At 40.1% G+C, this 15,393-nt stretch carries 15 protein-coding genes; 10 read left to right on the forward strand and 5 right to left on the reverse strand.

Translation table 11 applies throughout. The features are described 5' to 3' along the window. The first annotated feature begins 20 nt into the window (after window positions 1–20). A complete protein-coding gene (locus ACIFPW_RS07870) occupies window positions 21–3,326 on the forward strand; it encodes a GH36-type glycosyl hydrolase domain-containing protein (protein ID WP_430243456.1) in 3,306 nt (1,101 codons plus the stop codon). Window positions 3,327–3,406: 80 nt separating this feature from the next. On the opposite strand, the gene ACIFPW_RS07875 is transcribed toward ACIFPW_RS07870, so the two are convergent. The 5 genes from ACIFPW_RS07875 to ACIFPW_RS07895 all read right to left on the reverse strand — a co-directional run bounded on the left by ACIFPW_RS07875 (window position 3,407) and on the right by ACIFPW_RS07895 (window position 7,406). Next, window positions 3,407–4,762 carry a glucoamylase family protein gene (locus ACIFPW_RS07875; protein WP_430243302.1) on the reverse strand — a complete coding sequence of 452 codons (1,356 nt, stop codon included), beginning with the start codon at window positions 4,760–4,762 and terminating at the stop codon, window positions 3,407–3,409. 205 nt (window positions 4,763–4,967) lie between these two features. Beyond that, entirely contained in the window at window positions 4,968–5,729 is a 762-nt protein-coding gene (locus ACIFPW_RS07880) for an IclR family transcriptional regulator (RefSeq protein WP_194218603.1), read from the reverse strand. A gap of 42 nt (window positions 5,730–5,771) precedes the next feature. Next, the gene (locus ACIFPW_RS07885) at window positions 5,772–6,431 is read right to left on the reverse strand and encodes a bifunctional 4-hydroxy-2-oxoglutarate aldolase/2-dehydro-3-deoxy-phosphogluconate aldolase (RefSeq protein ID WP_283153496.1); all 660 of its coding nucleotides are present in this window, start codon (window positions 6,429–6,431) and stop codon (window positions 5,772–5,774) included. A 13-nt stretch (window positions 6,432–6,444) separates the two neighbouring features. After that, window positions 6,445–6,672 (reverse strand): carbohydrate kinase family protein, encoded by a 228-nt coding sequence (locus ACIFPW_RS07890; RefSeq protein WP_430243304.1) that lies wholly within the window; start codon window positions 6,670–6,672, stop codon window positions 6,445–6,447. Beyond that, window positions 6,669–7,406 (reverse strand): sugar kinase, encoded by a 738-nt coding sequence (locus tag ACIFPW_RS07895; protein ID WP_430243306.1) that lies wholly within the window; start codon window positions 7,404–7,406, stop codon window positions 6,669–6,671. Before ACIFPW_RS07895 ends, ACIFPW_RS07890 begins: the two co-directional genes overlap by 4 nt. A 225-nt stretch (window positions 7,407–7,631) precedes the next feature. Here ACIFPW_RS07895 and ACIFPW_RS07900 point away from each other — a divergent pair, with 225 nt between their 5' ends. The 9 genes from ACIFPW_RS07900 to ACIFPW_RS07940 all read left to right on the forward strand — a co-directional run bounded on the left by ACIFPW_RS07900 (window position 7,632) and on the right by ACIFPW_RS07940 (window position 15,371). Beyond that, a complete protein-coding gene (locus tag ACIFPW_RS07900; RefSeq protein WP_430243307.1) occupies window positions 7,632–8,438 on the forward strand; it encodes a histidinol-phosphatase in 807 nt (268 codons plus the stop codon). A gap of 204 nt (window positions 8,439–8,642) precedes the next feature. Continuing rightward, entirely contained in the window at window positions 8,643–9,650 is a 1,008-nt protein-coding gene (locus ACIFPW_RS07905) for a LacI family DNA-binding transcriptional regulator (RefSeq protein ID WP_404683438.1), read from the forward strand. 18 nt (window positions 9,651–9,668) lie between these two features. After that, window positions 9,669–10,625 carry a sugar kinase gene (locus ACIFPW_RS07910; RefSeq protein WP_430243309.1) on the forward strand — a complete coding sequence of 319 codons (957 nt, stop codon included), beginning with the start codon at window positions 9,669–9,671 and terminating at the stop codon, window positions 10,623–10,625. A 5-nt stretch (window positions 10,626–10,630) separates the two neighbouring features. Next, a complete protein-coding gene (hxlA, locus tag ACIFPW_RS07915) occupies window positions 10,631–11,281 on the forward strand; it encodes a 3-hexulose-6-phosphate synthase (protein ID WP_430243311.1) in 651 nt (216 codons plus the stop codon). Further along, complete coding sequence (hxlB, locus tag ACIFPW_RS07920) at window positions 11,253–11,807, forward strand: 6-phospho-3-hexuloisomerase (protein WP_430243313.1); 555 nt, start codon at window positions 11,253–11,255, stop codon at window positions 11,805–11,807. The genes hxlA and hxlB overlap by 29 nt, the downstream gene beginning before the upstream one ends. Before the next feature lie 11 nt (window positions 11,808–11,818). Further along, window positions 11,819–12,484 carry a bifunctional 4-hydroxy-2-oxoglutarate aldolase/2-dehydro-3-deoxy-phosphogluconate aldolase gene (locus tag ACIFPW_RS07925; RefSeq protein WP_430243314.1) on the forward strand — a complete coding sequence of 222 codons (666 nt, stop codon included), beginning with the start codon at window positions 11,819–11,821 and terminating at the stop codon, window positions 12,482–12,484. Between the two features lie 13 nt (window positions 12,485–12,497). Continuing rightward, window positions 12,498–13,520: a TRAP transporter substrate-binding protein gene (locus ACIFPW_RS07930; protein ID WP_430243316.1), complete on the forward strand. Its 1,023-nt coding sequence runs from the start codon at window positions 12,498–12,500 to the stop codon at window positions 13,518–13,520. 85 nt (window positions 13,521–13,605) lie between these two features. Beyond that, window positions 13,606–14,085, forward strand: coding sequence for a TRAP transporter small permease (locus ACIFPW_RS07935; RefSeq protein WP_430243318.1), 480 nt, complete (start codon window positions 13,606–13,608; stop codon window positions 14,083–14,085). Continuing rightward, window positions 14,082–15,371 (forward strand): TRAP transporter large permease, encoded by a 1,290-nt coding sequence (locus tag ACIFPW_RS07940; RefSeq protein WP_430243320.1) that lies wholly within the window; start codon window positions 14,082–14,084, stop codon window positions 15,369–15,371. The genes ACIFPW_RS07935 and ACIFPW_RS07940 overlap by 4 nt, the downstream gene beginning before the upstream one ends. Window positions 15,372–15,393 lie beyond the last annotated feature (22 nt).

The raw sequence follows: 15,393 nt of genomic DNA on the forward strand, positions 1-15,393 counted from the left end.
GGAGTGGGGCTCGAGTGATAATGATCGATCGAGGAAAAGCATGTTTACGAGCTGGAGACATGGAAGCCATTTTTCTAAAAAGTGGAGATCTTTATGAATTAACGACGGGAAATATTATGATCAATCAAGTGCTATCGAATGCTATTGATGGTGCATTAAATAATTTATATTTACGAGTGTTTACGAATGAAGAGATTAGCACATACCCTTTAATCGGAACTAAATCCAATAGTACTTTTCAATTTGGAACGTCTGAGGCAATTTGGAGAGGGAAAGTTGCGGATGTGCACTATACCGTTGCTTTTCATCTTACGGAACAGAATCTTTGGTTCTGGAACGTCACGCTTGAAGGAAATGATGTTGAAGTAGACGTTGTATACGGACAGGATCTTGGACTTGCTGAAAAAGGCGGTGTTCGAACAAATGAAGCATACACGTCTCAGTATATGGATCATACCGTTTTTGAAGAGGATGGTTACATCGTTTGTACACGTCAAAATCAACCACAACAGGGGGGATTTCCTTACCTTCAACAAGGTTCACTCGGGAATACAAAAGGCTATTCTACAGATGGTTTTCAGTTCTTCGGGTTATCTTATAAGGAAACAAATGAACCAGAAAGGTTGAAGGAAGAGTCGCTAGTAAATGAAATCTATCAATATGAATTCGCCTATACAGCTCTTCAAACAGATCGCGTGATGTTAAATGGAGAAAAAGAATTCACTTTTTATGGACTATTTCAAAATGATCATCCTCATTCGACTTCAAAGCCTGTTAGTCGAGATAACATTATCGCTTCTTGGGATTCGATTAAATTGGACCCACACCTAGAAAAAGCACAAGAACGAGTGCAGCATCACGTCGGAGCTCCTATGCAATCACTTAATATGACAGAGGAAGACATCATCGAATTATTCCCTAATCGTCAACAAGAAGAGCGTGAGAATGGGGCGCTACTATCTTTTTTCACCGATACGTATGAGCATGTCGTATTAAAGCAAAAAGAGCTTCTAGTCGAGCGGCCACATGGGCATATTTTGATGTCTGGGGAAAATGATCGATTGAATCGGAATGTTATTTCGACAACGTCCTATATGTATGGTGTTTTCAATTCCCAAATTTCTTTAGGAAATACATCGTTTCATAAGATGATGAGCAATCAGCGTAATCCCCTTAATGTTCTTAAAACGTCGGGTCAGAGGTTGTATGTGGAATACGAAGGAACCTATCGACTTTTAACAATGCCTTCATTATTTGAAATGGGATTTAATTACGCGCGCTGGTATTACAAATTTGAGAACGACACTATTATCATCACAAATTTTACAACCGTTGATTCTCAGCAAGTGCAGTTAGATGTGAGTTCGAAAAGTGGTAAAGAATATCGCTATTTGGTTACGAATCAAATCTCAATGGCTAACCATGAATATGAAGAAGTCTATGATGTGGAGCAGAAAGGTCGTGTTTTAACGTTCCGACCACATAGTTCCGAAAGTACAAAGGTCAATCCTAACCTCACATATCAGTTGTCCGTCTCCGGTACTGATATGGAAGTGGGAGATGAGCGTCTACTCGTTCATCCTATTGAAGAAGGGGATGCTTCGCTTGTTGTGCTTCAAATTCAATCTACACAACAGTTCTCATTACATATACAGGGGACACGTGATGGAGAGTATGCTCCTTCTGAACGAGATGCAAGTGCTGAAATTAAACGCTACCGGGACTATATAGGAAAGGTTATGAATCAGTTTCATCTCAGTCATAAAGAAAAGAATGCCGAGTTAGACAGAATGAACGCACTTGCTTGGTGGTACACGCACAATATGCTTGTGCATTATTCTGTTCCAAGAGGTCTTGAGCAATCGATTGGGGCAGCTTGGGGAACACGAGATGTTTGCCAGGGGCCAACTGAATATTTCATGGCGACGCAGAATTATGACTCTGTGAAAGAAATTATTCAAACAGTATATGCTCATCAATATGAAGATGAAGGTAACTGGCCACAGTGGTTTATGTTTGATGAGTATGGGGGTGTTCAGCAGGAGGAAAGTCATGGGGATGTTGTGATTTGGCCGCTAAAAGTCGTCGCTGACTACCTTGCTGTAACAGGTGATCATAAAATTTTAGCTATGGAATTACCATATACCCTGCGAGAAGATTTTACATTTAGCGAAAAGAAACATTCATTGAAGGAACATATTAAAAAACAGATTGAGTATGTGAAACGACATTTTCTCAACGATACCTTCCTTTCTTCTTATGGTGATGGGGATTGGGATGATACCCTTCAGCCTGCGAACGCTCAATTAAAAAAATACATGGTGAGTAGCTGGACGGTTGCGCTGACTTACCAGGCTGTGCGTAAGTTTGCGGATGCACTAGTAGAGCCTGAATGGAAAAAGGATCTTCAGGAGCTTGCACTTGGAATTGAACGCGACTATCAGAAATTTCTCCTCGATACAGGAGTTCTTCCAGGGTTTTTATATATGGAAGATCAGGAGCGTCCTGAAAAGATGCTTCATCCAGAGGATAAGAAGACAGGTATCCATTATCGTTTATTACCGATGATTCGAGGGATGATCAGTGAGCTTTTATCTGCAGAGGAAGCAGGAGATCATTACCAAATTATTAAAGAAAAGCTCGCATGCCCGGATGGTGTTCGATTAATGGATAAGCCTGCGAATTATAAAGGTGGAGTGAGTACTCATTTCAAAAGAGCGGAGCAAGCAGCGAACTTTGGAAGAGAAATTGGACTTCAATATGTTCATGCACATATTCGTTTTATTGAGGCAATGGCGAAACTTGGCCAAAGGGAAGAAGTTTGGAAGGGGCTACAAGTTATTAATCCGGTTGGTATTACGGATGTGGTGTCAAACGCAGAGAAACGACAAAGTAATGCCTACTTCAGTAGTTCAGATGGGAAATTCAATACGCGTTACGAGGCGCAGAATCGGTTTGATGATCTTAAAAGCGGATCAGTTCCGGTGAAAGGCGGTTGGCGGATTTATTCAAGTGGACCAGGAATTTATATGAATCAGCTTGTAACAAATGCACTTGGCATCCGCCAGGAAGAAGGAAACATGGTGCTTGACCCTATCCTTCCTAATAGACTAGATGGCCTTCAATTGCACTATCAGTTCTGGGGGCTGGACGTTACTTTTCAGTATCATCTAACAAATGAAGAAAGAAAAGTTCATATTAACGGTCAGCGAGTTGAAACAGCTCTTAGCTCTAATCGTTATCGTGAGGGCGGAATGGTTGTTCGAAAGGCAGTTGCTGAAAAGTATTTGAATAGCGGCATGAACACTATTGAAATTTGGTTATGATGTAACATTTGAGGTAATTGTGGAATAAAATAATGAAACCGGGATATCGATACGTTTCGATATCCCGGTTTATTTTTACCTTATTTAATTGAGAAATTCTCTTTTATTAATAAATCTTCTGGTTTTTCGCCAATGCCATCTTCATGGAAGTATTCCTTAATAATGCCATCTTCCAGGTAGTTTGCGATCGCAACCATAGACATTCCTTGATCAAGCGCGAGGTACGCTTCTGTTACTTCTCCAGTTAGGACATTTACCGAATCATAAAAGCCGTATTTCCCGTAAGTACCAAAGTCTTTAAGTGTTTTTAAGTTCTTGTACACTTCTTTAGGTGCGTACTCTAATGCAAGGAAAGACGCGTGTGGTGTTACAATTGCTCCTTCTGCACTATAACCGTCCATACCAAGAGGAGTTGCGCCAAATTCGGAATAGTCTTCAGGAGTTGCGGCAGGAGATAATCCCCATGCAGGATAGCCAAGCTCTTCTTTTGCATACTCGATTTGGATATCCACATGCTTTTGATTATTTAAGCCGAGGGCATTTCGGCCAAGTTCCTTTTCTTTCAAGACAAGACCCGGCATCAAGGCTTCAAACATACTACCTCCCCAGCTTGGTACATACTTTTGGTCATTGTATGTATAGTGACCTTCAAATACATCAATCCCATCATATGTTTTGGTATAGCCTTCTGGTACTTGAGATTGCCAATCCCAGCTTGCAGGCATTGTCCGGTACATTTTCCACCAATGTTCTACAGGAACGTCTCCTTTACCAATCGAGATATAGCTCGCAAGGCGTGGTTCTGTATAAAACGCTCCGTAGTGATGCTCTGTAACACTTTCAGTTGCTACATCGTACCCTCCGCGCATTTGGCCAACCTCTGAATCGTAGAGCTTAGAATAGTCCATCGCTTCCACTAATTCACTTGTTTGATCATTTAACTCAGGATAAGCTTGTCCGGCTACGATTAAACCTGCGGATAGCCAGCCGTTATCAACGGTTGAGATGAACTCACCCCAGTCGGTCATAAGTGAACCATCCTTAGTGAAGTACCAGTTATAATATAAACCATTCCACGTCTCGAGTTCTTCTAATGTTTGAAGTGTAGTTTGAATCCTGTGGACTGCTTCATCTCTTGAAATTATCCCAATTTCTTGAGCAGATATTGTACTCATGAAATACATGCCGATGTTTGTTGGTGATGTAAAGTCTTGTACTGTCTTTTCACCATTCTTCATTCGAACGGCATCATACGTTAATCCAGTCTTTTCATCCGTGAAATCTTCAAAGTACCGATACGTCGTCTTTGAAATCGCTCTCAATTGTTTGGAAAAGGCATGATTCTTTCCTTTGGTAGAACTTTCAGCATTAGTGACTGGCAAGGATCCGGTTAAAACAATGGCTGCTACAAGAAAAAACAAAAGAAATTTTCTCATGAATCCACTTCCTTTCAAAATTAGTGAAACGTTTCGATTTTAGTATACATAAGGAACGGAGGATAGTAAACGGATTGAATGTAAAATATCAGAATTTACTAAAAACAGACCGATAGACATGGGAGAAAGGTTGGATAGTAAGGGGGAGAGAGATTCGACATAAACCGCGAGTGACAGGCACCATCATAAGCCGATAGGATCACTCCTATCGGCTTCCTTTATACCCGAGTCTTCTCGATATTTCTTTCCCGGCTTGTTTCAGAATGGGTAAATATTCAGCTAAACGCTCTTCTGACATTTGAGGAACGGTGCCTGTAATGCTGATCGCGTACGTTGCACTTCCGAGATGGTCAAAGATCGGAACAGCGATGCAGCGAATGCCTTCTTCGTGTTCTTCGTCGTCAATAGCGAAGCCATTTTGACGAACTTTTTCTAATTCGTTTTGAAATTCTGTAGCGTCCGTGATGGTCCGATCTGTTAGCTTAAATAACTCTTTAGTTGAAAGGAAATCGTTTAGTTGCTTATCACTCGAATATGCTAAGATCGCTTTCCCTACACCTGTGCAATGAAGCGGAGCTTTTCGCCCAGTACGAGAGTATATCCGAATCGTGGACTGTGTTTCCACTTTATCAAGATAAATGACTTGATGATCTTCTTCGATCATAACAAGGTGAGCGATTTTTGAAGTTCGTTCACTTAATTCTTCAAGAACATTCCGCGCGACTTCTAAAATATTTAACTCATCGACAACCACATGGTACATCTCAATGAATTTCAACCCAAGTCGATAAGATGTTTGATCAGCCGAGCGCTGGATATATTGGTGTGACTCAAGGGTAGAAACAAGTCGATGAATCGTGCTTTTTGCCACATCAAGCTTGTTAGCGAGCTCTGTAATGCCCATTCCTTCTGGTTTTTCTTTCAATAGTTCTAAAATTTGAAGTGATCGATCGACAGACTGAATCATAACATCTTCCTTTCCTAGACCGATCACGACAATCAGAACGATTTAATTCGAATTGACAAGGGCATGTCGGCCTTTTTGTACTTCATCACAATATTGCTTTGCGAGGGATTGTAGTTCGCTGTATCGCTTTTCTGCGATTAAATCTTTTTGTAATAGGGAGCCACCAACACCTACGGCAGCTGCCCCAGCTCGTATATATTCCGCTGTATTTGAAAGACTTACTCCGCCGGTTGGCATCATGTTCACGTGAGCGAGAGGGCCTTTCACATCTTTAATGAAGGTTGGTCCAAGTACGCTTGCAGGGAAAATTTTCACAAGATCTGCCCCAGCTTGTTGGGCTTGCAGTATTTCTGTCGGCGTGAATACACCTGGTATCACAATTTTACCATATCGATTAGCGGTCAAAATGGTTTCTGTATTCATTGTTGGAGAGAAAATGAATTCGGCACCAGCGTGAATCGCCATGTTTGCTGATTGCGCATCAAGAACGGTACCTGCCCCAACAACTGCCTGACCTTTAAATGCAAGATTTGCTTCGCGAATCACATCAAGTGCCCCATCAGAATCAAGTGTGATTTCAATTCCACTAATACCACCATCTACGATCGCTTCAATCACTTGCATCACTTTATCTCGGTCAATTTTTCGAACGACGGCTACAACACCACCGTCAATCATTTTTGTTAAGATCGCCTGTTTCATTCTCCCACTCCTTTTATCTTAATACATCCTGTTTCGTTGCATTTAAAGATTCAATTTCTTGAATCGTTGGAAGCCCTTCAATATCGCCAAATACAGAAACAACGATGGAACCAATTAATGAGCCAAGATCAACAGATTCTTGAAATGTTTTCCCCTTCAGAAGGCCAGAGAGAACTCCTGCAGCAAAACCATCTCCTGCTCCTATGGGATCATTCACTTTAGAGACAGGATAGCTTTTCACAAATCCATTCTCACCATTTGCTGTGGCAAGGTGGTCCCAATTGCTCCGTTTTTTATCGCGATTTTCTGAACGCCAGAGGCTAGAAAAAATGAAATGATTTCATCAGGATCACTTGTACCTATCAATTGTTCAGCTTCGTCTAGTCCTGGAAGAAGAATATCCGCTTGTCTTGCGAGGTCTAGCAATTTTTCTTGTCCATTTGGAATATTCTTCAGCAGTTTTATTCGAATATTAGGATCAAATGAAACCTTAATTTCATGTTTTTTAGCAAAGTGGAAAACCTCATTCACTAGCTCATAACAAGATTCACTCAACAGAGGAGTAATGCCAGTTAAGTGAACGATTCTCGCCCTTTTTATGTAGTCCCAGTTGATGTCTGCTGTAGTCATAGTGCTTGCAGCGGAACCACTGCGGTAATAGTAAACTTGATTGCGATCTGTTCGCTTTTCTTTAACATATAAGCCCGTTTGTTCTTCAGGGTCCATAAGGACATTCGTTGTATCGACCCCTTCGCCACGAATGGCATTTAATGTAAAATGACCTAATTCTTCATCGCCCAGCTTACTGATCCAGCCTACAGAGTGACCAAGCTTTGAAAGACCGATCGCTACGTTTGATTCAGCCCCGCCGATTCGCTTGTTAAACTGATTCGTATATCGAAGAGGGCCGGTAGAAGCGGCATCAAAAAGCACCATGGTTTCACCGAGTGTGACGACATCCAATTGTGATTGCATAAACTGCCTCCTTCTTGTTCCTTAATAAGGAACAGTGTTCTTCATTATGATTTCACTTTACTGAATTATGAAAACGATGTCAATTTAATTATGTGAGAATTTTCAAAAATATAGATCATGAGTATGAATTTTCTGTAAATACATTGCGTGAAAGTAAACTCTTATAAGACAAATATGGTAGGATAACGATATTACGACTTACAAGTATTGGGAAGGAGCGGTACGATGAAATTTGATTACCATACGCACCATGAACGCTGTGGTCATGCAGAAGCAGGAATTGAAGATTACATAAAAGCAGCAATCCAAAATGATTTGCAGATGATCGGAATTTCTGATCATTCACCGTTTTTTGCAAGTGAGAAGGATCGAGCGTTGCCTCGCATTGCTATGGCCAAGAGTGAGTTCGCTTCTTATGTAGAAGAAGTGCTCTCGCTTAAGGAAAAGTACCGTGGCAAGATTGACGTTTTGCTTGGTGTTGAATCTGACTTTTTTCGAGACCATTACCCGTTATATAAAAGCATTTATGATCAGTACCCGTTTGACTATATAATTGGCTCTGTTCATTTTAGTAATGGAACTAACATCTTTGATAAAAGTCGATGGGAAAATTTAATTGAAGAAGACATACGCAAAGAAAAAGAGCATTATTACAAGCTAATCGTAGAATCAGCTGAAAGCCGCGTCTTCGATATTCTAGCCCATATTGATGCCATGAAGGGATTTTATCCAGACTTCGCAAACGTTCAAACACCTGAAGTCGAAAAAGCATTGAAGCGACTCGGAGAGCTTGAGTCAACGATTGAAATCAACACATCTGGTAAGCATAAAGACTGCGGCGGCTGGTATCCAGCGAATGACATGCTCGAAATGGCTTGCCATTATGGTGTGGGAGTTACTTTCGGATCTGACGCTCATTGGCCTTCACGCGTTGGAGAAGAATTTGAAGAAGTTCGAACAAAGCTGAAGGAGATTGGATTTAAGAATTGGACGGTGTTTCGAGAGAGGAAGAAGGAGTTTGTTGGGATGTGAAGGCGTAGAGGAGTGGGGAAGACAAATGTCTTCCCCACTCTTTTATTTTTTCCTTCTCTTTTGTACCTTAACCGCAGTATTAACTAAATAATCTGGCAATTTTAAAATCAAGGGTTGTAAAACGCTTACATCCCCTTTATAATACAACTAAATCGATTTACTAAATCGGTTTAGTAAAATCACTTTAGATGTGGAGAATGATTTATGAGAACTGTAACTATGGCTGACGTTGCAAAAAAAGCACAAGTATCGAAGAGCACCGTTTCGCAATATTTAAACAAACGATATGACTATATGAGTGAAAAAACGAAAGTAAGAATTGAAGAAGCGATTAAAGAGCTTGGTTATCAACCAAACATTGTAGCCAGGAGCTTGAAACAAAAATCTACTAAAACGATTGGAGTCATTGTAGCTAATATTCTCCATACTTTTTCAACAGAAGTGAGTAGAGCAGTAGAAGATGTGTGTCATGAAAAAGGTTTTCATACAATCATTTGTAATGCTGATGATGATCCAGTTAAAGAAAAGCGTTACATTGAAATGCTTCGTGCCAAACAGGTGGACGGATTGATTATCTTTCCAACGGGTAACAACCGTGAGCTCTACAAACAAATGTTGGATGAAGAATATCCGCTCGTTTTTCTAGATCGTCTAGTTCCAGATATTCCAGCATCCTCTATAATGCTCAACAATGAAAAAGCTTCCGAATTAGCTGTTGAACATTTTGTTCGTAAAGGGCATAAGCGTATTGCCATTATGACTACATCTTTTATAGATAACATCTCTTCACGGTATGAGCGAGTAGAAGGTTATAAGAAAGCTCTGATTGAACGAAACATTGAATTAAAAGAAGATTATATCCAATGTGTTGATCCAGACTTGATTGCTTCATCACTTGAAAAGATGTTAGCACTTCCTTCACCTCCAGATTGTATTATTGCAGGAAATGATTTTGTACTAAAAGAAGTGCTTCGTTTTGCCAAGCAGCAATCTTTGCGCATTCCTGAGGACTTATCTGTTATCGGAATTGATGATGTACCGTATGCGAGTTTCTTTACTCCTCCCATCACGGCAGTTGCGCAGCCTACTTTTAAAATGGGTAAAATGGCAGCCGAGATTTTGTTGGATAAAATTAATAAAACGACAAGAATAAATGATCAGCCAGAGTATCGTTTTGAACCAAAATTGATGATAAGAGAATCAGTTAACTAAATAGAAGGGAGATCGGGCATGAAAAAAGATGTTGTTACGATTGGAGATGCGATGATCACATTTGATCCTTCACATCATGGTCCAATGCGGTATGCTTCCAATTTTGAAAGAAAAGCAGGTGGAGCTGAATTTAATTTCGCTGTTGGATGTGCAAGGCTCGGGTTACAAACAGGATGGATTAGTAGGTTAGGGAATGACGAGTTTGGAAAATATATTCGTAATTTTGCTAGAGGTGAGGGAATCGATGTTTCAGAAGTGCAGTTGCTCGATCGATATTCAACCTCGTTGAATTTCAAGGAGATTAGAGAAGACGGAAATGGTCGAACGTTCTATTATCGTCATCAATCACCTACGGAGGCACTGACAGAGGCTACCCTTGATGAAGCTATGCTGAGACGTTGCAAGGTGTTACATATAACTGGCGTTTTTGCTGCAATTAATCCGGATAAGAATATTTCACTTCTCCAAAAAGCTGCCACGATAGCAAAAGATAATGGAGCGATGATCACTTTCGACCCTAATATACGATTGAAATTGTGGTCTCCCGAAGAAGCTAAGCACGGCTTAACAGAACTCCTTCCATATGTAGACGTACTGCTTACTGGTGAAGATGAAGCTGAATTACTTTTTGGAGTTCATGACCCTGAACAAATTGCGCAGGTTTGTCAAAGATACGGTATCCCAACAATAGCAATAAAAAAAGGTGAGGATGGAGCTAGTGCTTATAAGAATGGTCAACTTGTTCATGCGCCAGCAATACCTCCCAAAAAAGTGGTCGATACGGTAGGAGCAGGAGACGGGTTTGATGCAGGGTTTGTTTATGGGTTACTAAATGGCTGGACTCTTGAAAGAACTCTTAAGTTCTCAAATGCAATTGGTTCTATGGTAGTGAGCGTTTATGGAGATAATGAAGGATTGCCAGAATTAAGTGAAGTTCTTACACAGCTTGGAGAAAGAGAATTTATTGAGAGGTGAGTTAGATGAAGCTTCAATTAGCATTGGACAGGCTATCCCGTGAAGCGTGTTTAGACATTTTGGGTGAGACATATGATTCCATCGACTGGATAGAGATTGGAACTGGTGTCATCAAAGAATACGGAATGTCAATTGTAACGGAAATCAGAGAGTCCTTTCCTGAATCAATCATAGTAACAGATATGAAAACATGTGATGCGGGCAAACATGAAGCAGCTCAGGCTTTTGAAGCTGGGGCTGATATTACGACAGTCATGGCTTTCGCAGCAGATCAAACGATTTCCGATATGTTAGACGTAGCCTTAGAGCATAAAGGCAGAGTAATGGTTGATTTACTGGGCGTTACTAATAAATTGCGCATCAATCAGCTCCAAAACCTTGGAGTCGATCTCATTAGTCTACATTTTGGTAAAGATATGCAGAAAAAAGGAAATATCACCGGTGATCTCTTTGAACTTGTAAGCGACTGCTCAGGTATAGAAATTGCTGTAGCAGGTGGAATCAACCTTGATTCTCTGTCATCAATTCTTTCTTACGCTCCCGATACTTTAATCGTTGGGGGAGGCATTACGAAGCAGGATAACCGTAAACAAGCCGCTGCACAAATTAAGGAGGCGATCAAGGAATATGAAAAAAGTCATTCACACTGTAGTTAATGAAATTAATCAGGTGTTATCAGAAGTGAACGAAGATCAAGCGAAGCAGCTTTCAACTCATATAGAAGAAGCTAAAAGGATTTTTGTGACTGGTGAGGGACGTTCTGGTCTAGTGGGAAAAGCATTTGCTATGCGATTAATGCATGGTGGATATGAGGTATATGTTACAGGGGAAACAGTTACTCCGAATATTGAAACTGGTGATTTGTTAATCGCTATCTCTGGATCAGGTTCAACTCAGTCTATCTGTTTTTATGCAGAAAAAGCAAAAGAAATAGGAGCGTGTATTTCAGCGGTTACAACGAATGACAGCTCTAGGCTTGCTGGGATAAGTGATCATGTGTTAGTCGTTCCTGCAGCAACTAAAAAGAGATTACCAGAAGAGCCTAGTACGATTCAGCCGCTTGGAAACCAATTTGATCAATCGCTGCATTTGCTCTTAGACGCTATTATCATCTATACGATTAATCAATCAAAGCAAACGGATAATGAAAGAATGACTTCCAAACACGCAAATATGGAATAGAGGTGTACTAAATGGCTAACCTGCTAAAAGTACAGGAGGCAAAAATTATTCCTGTCATCCGTAAAGCAAATCAAAACAATATCTTACCAATTGCTCAAGCTTTATATGAGGGTGGTATTAAAGCAATCGAGATTACAGCAGAAACACCAGAGGTTGAAACGTTGATTAGGAAAGTTAGAGATAGTTTTGATGGGTTATTAATAGGTGCAGGAACTGTGCTCGATGGTGAAACAGCCAGAGCAGTTATTATGGCGGGTGCCGATTTTATTGTTTCTCCTACGGTGAATCTAAATACAGTTAAAGTGGCGAAAAGATATGGAGTCCCATGCATTATAGGTGCTTTGACCCCAACGGAAATGGTGACAGCTTATGAATCAGGCGCTGATATGGTGAAAGTTTTTCCGGCGGACACAATGGGCGCTCGTTATATAAAAAATATTCTCGGTCCTCTACCTCAAATTGAAATAATGGCAACTGGTGGAATTGATAAGGAAAATATGCTTGATTATTTCCAAGCGGGAGCTAAGGTTGTTGGGATTGGAGGCCAACTTGTTCAATGTGATCATCTAACGTCAGAAGACGATTTCAATAGTTTAAAAGAATTGGCAAGTCAATATGTTGAAAAGCTAAGAGGAGCAAATCATACTTCATTATTTGAAAGCGGATTCAGAAAATAAAGGGGGAGATTTTATGAAATATGTATCTACATTATTGTTAGTTATGATTTTATCTCTAGGTTTTTTGACGGGGTGCGGTAACAGTGAAAATGCTGGAGCAAACGAAAATGGCAAGATTAAAATCATTGCGGCACATAACCAAACTTCGCCTGAAAATCCTTACCAATATGGGATGAAGGAATTTAAAAAAGTAGCTGAAGAAAATGGAGACGGTAATATTGAAGTAGAAGTCCATGCAGGAACTCTGGGCACAAGTGAATCAGAACTTGTGGAAAAGCTTAAGCTTGGCGGTGCTGATGTTGTTCTCGTGTCTCCTGGTTTTATGTCGAAAACGGGTATTAAAGAAATCGATCTATTCGCTATGCCTTACGTATTTAATAGTTATGACCATTGGGAGAAAGCAGTTGAGGGAGAAGTTGGCGATCAAATTGCTGAAACGATTAATGAGAAGTCTGATAATACATTCAAAGTTTTGGGCTATTGGACAGCTGGAGTTCGTCATTACTATGGGAAAAAGCCATTGAATTCCTTAAAGGATATTGAGGGGATGAAATTCCGGACGCAAACTTCTGGTGCTATTGCAGAGTATTGGGAAGAAACTGGAGCCGTACCAACATCGGTAGCATGGGGAGAGTTATATCAAGCTTTACAACAAGGTGTCGTTGATGCCTCTGAGAACGCTTATCCATACTTCGTTCAACAAAATCACCATAAAACTGAAAATGGAAAGTACATCACAGAAACAGCGCATGACTACACGACTCGCTTATTACTCATTAATGGAAAGAAATTTGATTCTTATACAGATGAGCAAAAAGATGCCGTATTAAAAGCAGCTGAAGCTTCAGTAAAGAAAGAGATTGAGGTCCTTCACAAGCAAGAAGAAGAGTACAAACAAAAAGCTATTGATGAAGGGGCAGAAGTAAATGACATTGATCGTAAACCGTTCATTGAGTTAGCAAAGCCTATTCAAGACAAAACAGCAGAAGATATTGGTGCGACGGATCTTTTGAAAAAAATTCGTGATTTGAAATAAGTAAAGAGTGAAGCGAGGGTATAGTCGGTACCTTCGCTCTTATTCTAATCATTAGCCTTACGCTTGTAGAAAGGGGAAGTTAGCCGTGCTCGTTAAGCTGCTTGAGAAAATTCAATTAACTATTGGTGTCTTGTTTCTAGTTGTCTTTTTTATCACGATCATTATCCAGGTTATTACGCGGTATATGGGGGTTTCAGCTATTTGGACCGAAGAAGTTGCGACTTATTCCTTTATTTGGGCCGTGTTTATGGGGGCATCCGTCATGCTCAATCGAAGAGAGCATTTTAAATTTGATCTTCTATTGAATAAGTTAACTGGCAAAAGTAAGAACAGCCTATATCTCATTAATGATCTTATTCTTCTAGTATTTAGTACAGGTTTATTTTATTTAGGAATAGAAGCTGTGCAAAACTTCTGGAACTATACCTGGGTTTCTATCCCGGAATTAAAAATGGGGTATGTATGGATTTCAATTCCGATTATGGGTGGAACGATGATGATATATACGTTTGCTCACATTTTACGTAACGTAAGAAGCTTCTCTAAGAAGGAGGTAACCGAATGATTGGTATTCTGTTAGTTGGTCTCTTTATTATCCTGATGTTTCTTGGTATTCCTATTGCGTTCGTAATCGGAATTGTAGCCCTACTAGGAATTATGAACGTACCTTATATTCCTGAAGTAACAGTACCAGTTAAAATGCTGAACGGTCTCGATTCGTTTGTTTTATTAGCCGTTCCTCTTTTCATACTAGCAGCTAACTTGATGAATAGCGGCCAAATCTCCCAAAAGTTAATAGACTTAGCACTAGCAATTGTCGGGCACATCCGTGGTGGATTAGCACACGCCAATATTCTCGTATCTATGCTCTTTGCAGGGGTTTCAGGCGCAGCTCAAGCTGACACGGCCGGGGTTGGTAAAATCCTAATTCCTAATATGAAAAAACAAGGATATGACACTGAAACAGCTGTTGGTATTACAGCGGCCTCTTCTACAATCGGTGTTATCATTCCCCCAAGTATCCCGATGATCATTTTTGCGGGGCTAACAAATGTATCAGTTGGCGCTTTGTTCTTAGTAGGAATTATCCCTGGTATCCTCGTAGGACTCGGTATGATGATCCTTGTTTATATTCTTGCTAGGAAGAGAGGATATCCCACATATCAAAAAGCTTCAATGAAAAATTTCATGAAACAGTTTGTTGGCACAATTCCTGCACTAATGACACCCGTGATTCTGATTGGTGGGATTATCACCGGAATTTTCACAGCGACTGAAGCAGCGGCATTTGCTTCACTTTATACAGTCATCATTGGCCTTTTTTATTACAAGACATTAAAAATAAAAGATTTCCCTAAAATTTTAGTGGATACGTTAACACTTAGTTCATTATCCTTATTCGCCTTAGCCGCAGCAAATGCTTTAGGAGAATTGATGAGTTACTACCAATTATCATCATGGGCGGAACAATTTTTCGCAAATAACATCGATAGTAAATGGGTTTTTCTATTAATTATCATTGCATTCTTCCTCTTTGTAGGAACATTCATGGATGCTATACCAGCAATGATTTTATTTATCCCAGTGATCTTGCCAGTTGCAATCGGCTTTGAGATTGATCCCATTCTATTAGGTATCGTTACAATCATGACATTAGCTGTGGGTCTAGTGACGCCCCCATATGGTTTATGTTTACTCTTAGCTGCGAAAATTGGAAAATTACCAGTTGAACGTTCACTAGGTGCCGTTATGCCATATATAGCTATAGTACTCGTAGTACTGCTAGTAGTTGCGTTTGTACCAGATGTTGCTTTTTACTTACCAAAGGTGATTAATTCTAATTTGTTTTAATTCAAGAATTTAATATGGAACG

The sequence above is a fragment of the Pseudalkalibacillus sp. NRS-1564 genome (assembly GCF_050467905.1).
Lineage (GTDB): Bacteria > Bacillota > Bacilli > Bacillales > Guptibacillaceae > Guptibacillus > Guptibacillus hwajinpoensis_B.

Excerpts from the sequence above, each read along its gene's own strand:
- ACIFPW_RS07940 (WP_430243320.1), top strand. The coding sequence starts at position 14,082 with ATGATTGGTATTCTGTTAGTTGGTCTCTTTATTATCCTGATGTTTCTT.
- hxlA (WP_430243311.1), top strand. The coding sequence starts at position 10,631 with ATGAAGCTTCAATTAGCATTGGACAGGCTATCCCGTGAAGCGTGTTTA.
- ACIFPW_RS07870 (WP_430243456.1), top strand. The coding sequence starts at position 21 with ATGATCGATCGAGGAAAAGCATGTTTACGAGCTGGAGACATGGAAGCC.
- hxlB (WP_430243313.1), top strand. The coding sequence starts at position 11,253 with ATGAAAAAAGTCATTCACACTGTAGTTAATGAAATTAATCAGGTGTTA.
- ACIFPW_RS07875 (WP_430243302.1), bottom strand. The coding sequence starts at position 4,762 with ATGAGAAAATTTCTTTTGTTTTTTCTTGTAGCAGCCATTGTTTTAACC.
- ACIFPW_RS07900 (WP_430243307.1), top strand. The coding sequence starts at position 7,632 with ATGAAATTTGATTACCATACGCACCATGAACGCTGTGGTCATGCAGAA.
- ACIFPW_RS07930 (WP_430243316.1), top strand. The coding sequence starts at position 12,498 with ATGAAATATGTATCTACATTATTGTTAGTTATGATTTTATCTCTAGGT.
- ACIFPW_RS07885 (WP_283153496.1), bottom strand. The coding sequence starts at position 6,431 with ATGAAACAGGCGATCTTAACAAAAATGATTGACGGTGGTGTTGTAGCC.
- ACIFPW_RS07925 (WP_430243314.1), top strand. The coding sequence starts at position 11,819 with ATGGCTAACCTGCTAAAAGTACAGGAGGCAAAAATTATTCCTGTCATC.
- ACIFPW_RS07910 (WP_430243309.1), top strand. The coding sequence starts at position 9,669 with ATGAAAAAAGATGTTGTTACGATTGGAGATGCGATGATCACATTTGAT.
- ACIFPW_RS07880 (WP_194218603.1), bottom strand. The coding sequence starts at position 5,729 with ATGATTCAGTCTGTCGATCGATCACTTCAAATTTTAGAACTATTGAAA.
- ACIFPW_RS07895 (WP_430243306.1), bottom strand. The coding sequence starts at position 7,406 with ATGCAATCACAATTGGATGTCGTCACACTCGGTGAAACCATGGTGCTT.
- ACIFPW_RS07905 (WP_404683438.1), top strand. The coding sequence starts at position 8,643 with ATGAGAACTGTAACTATGGCTGACGTTGCAAAAAAAGCACAAGTATCG.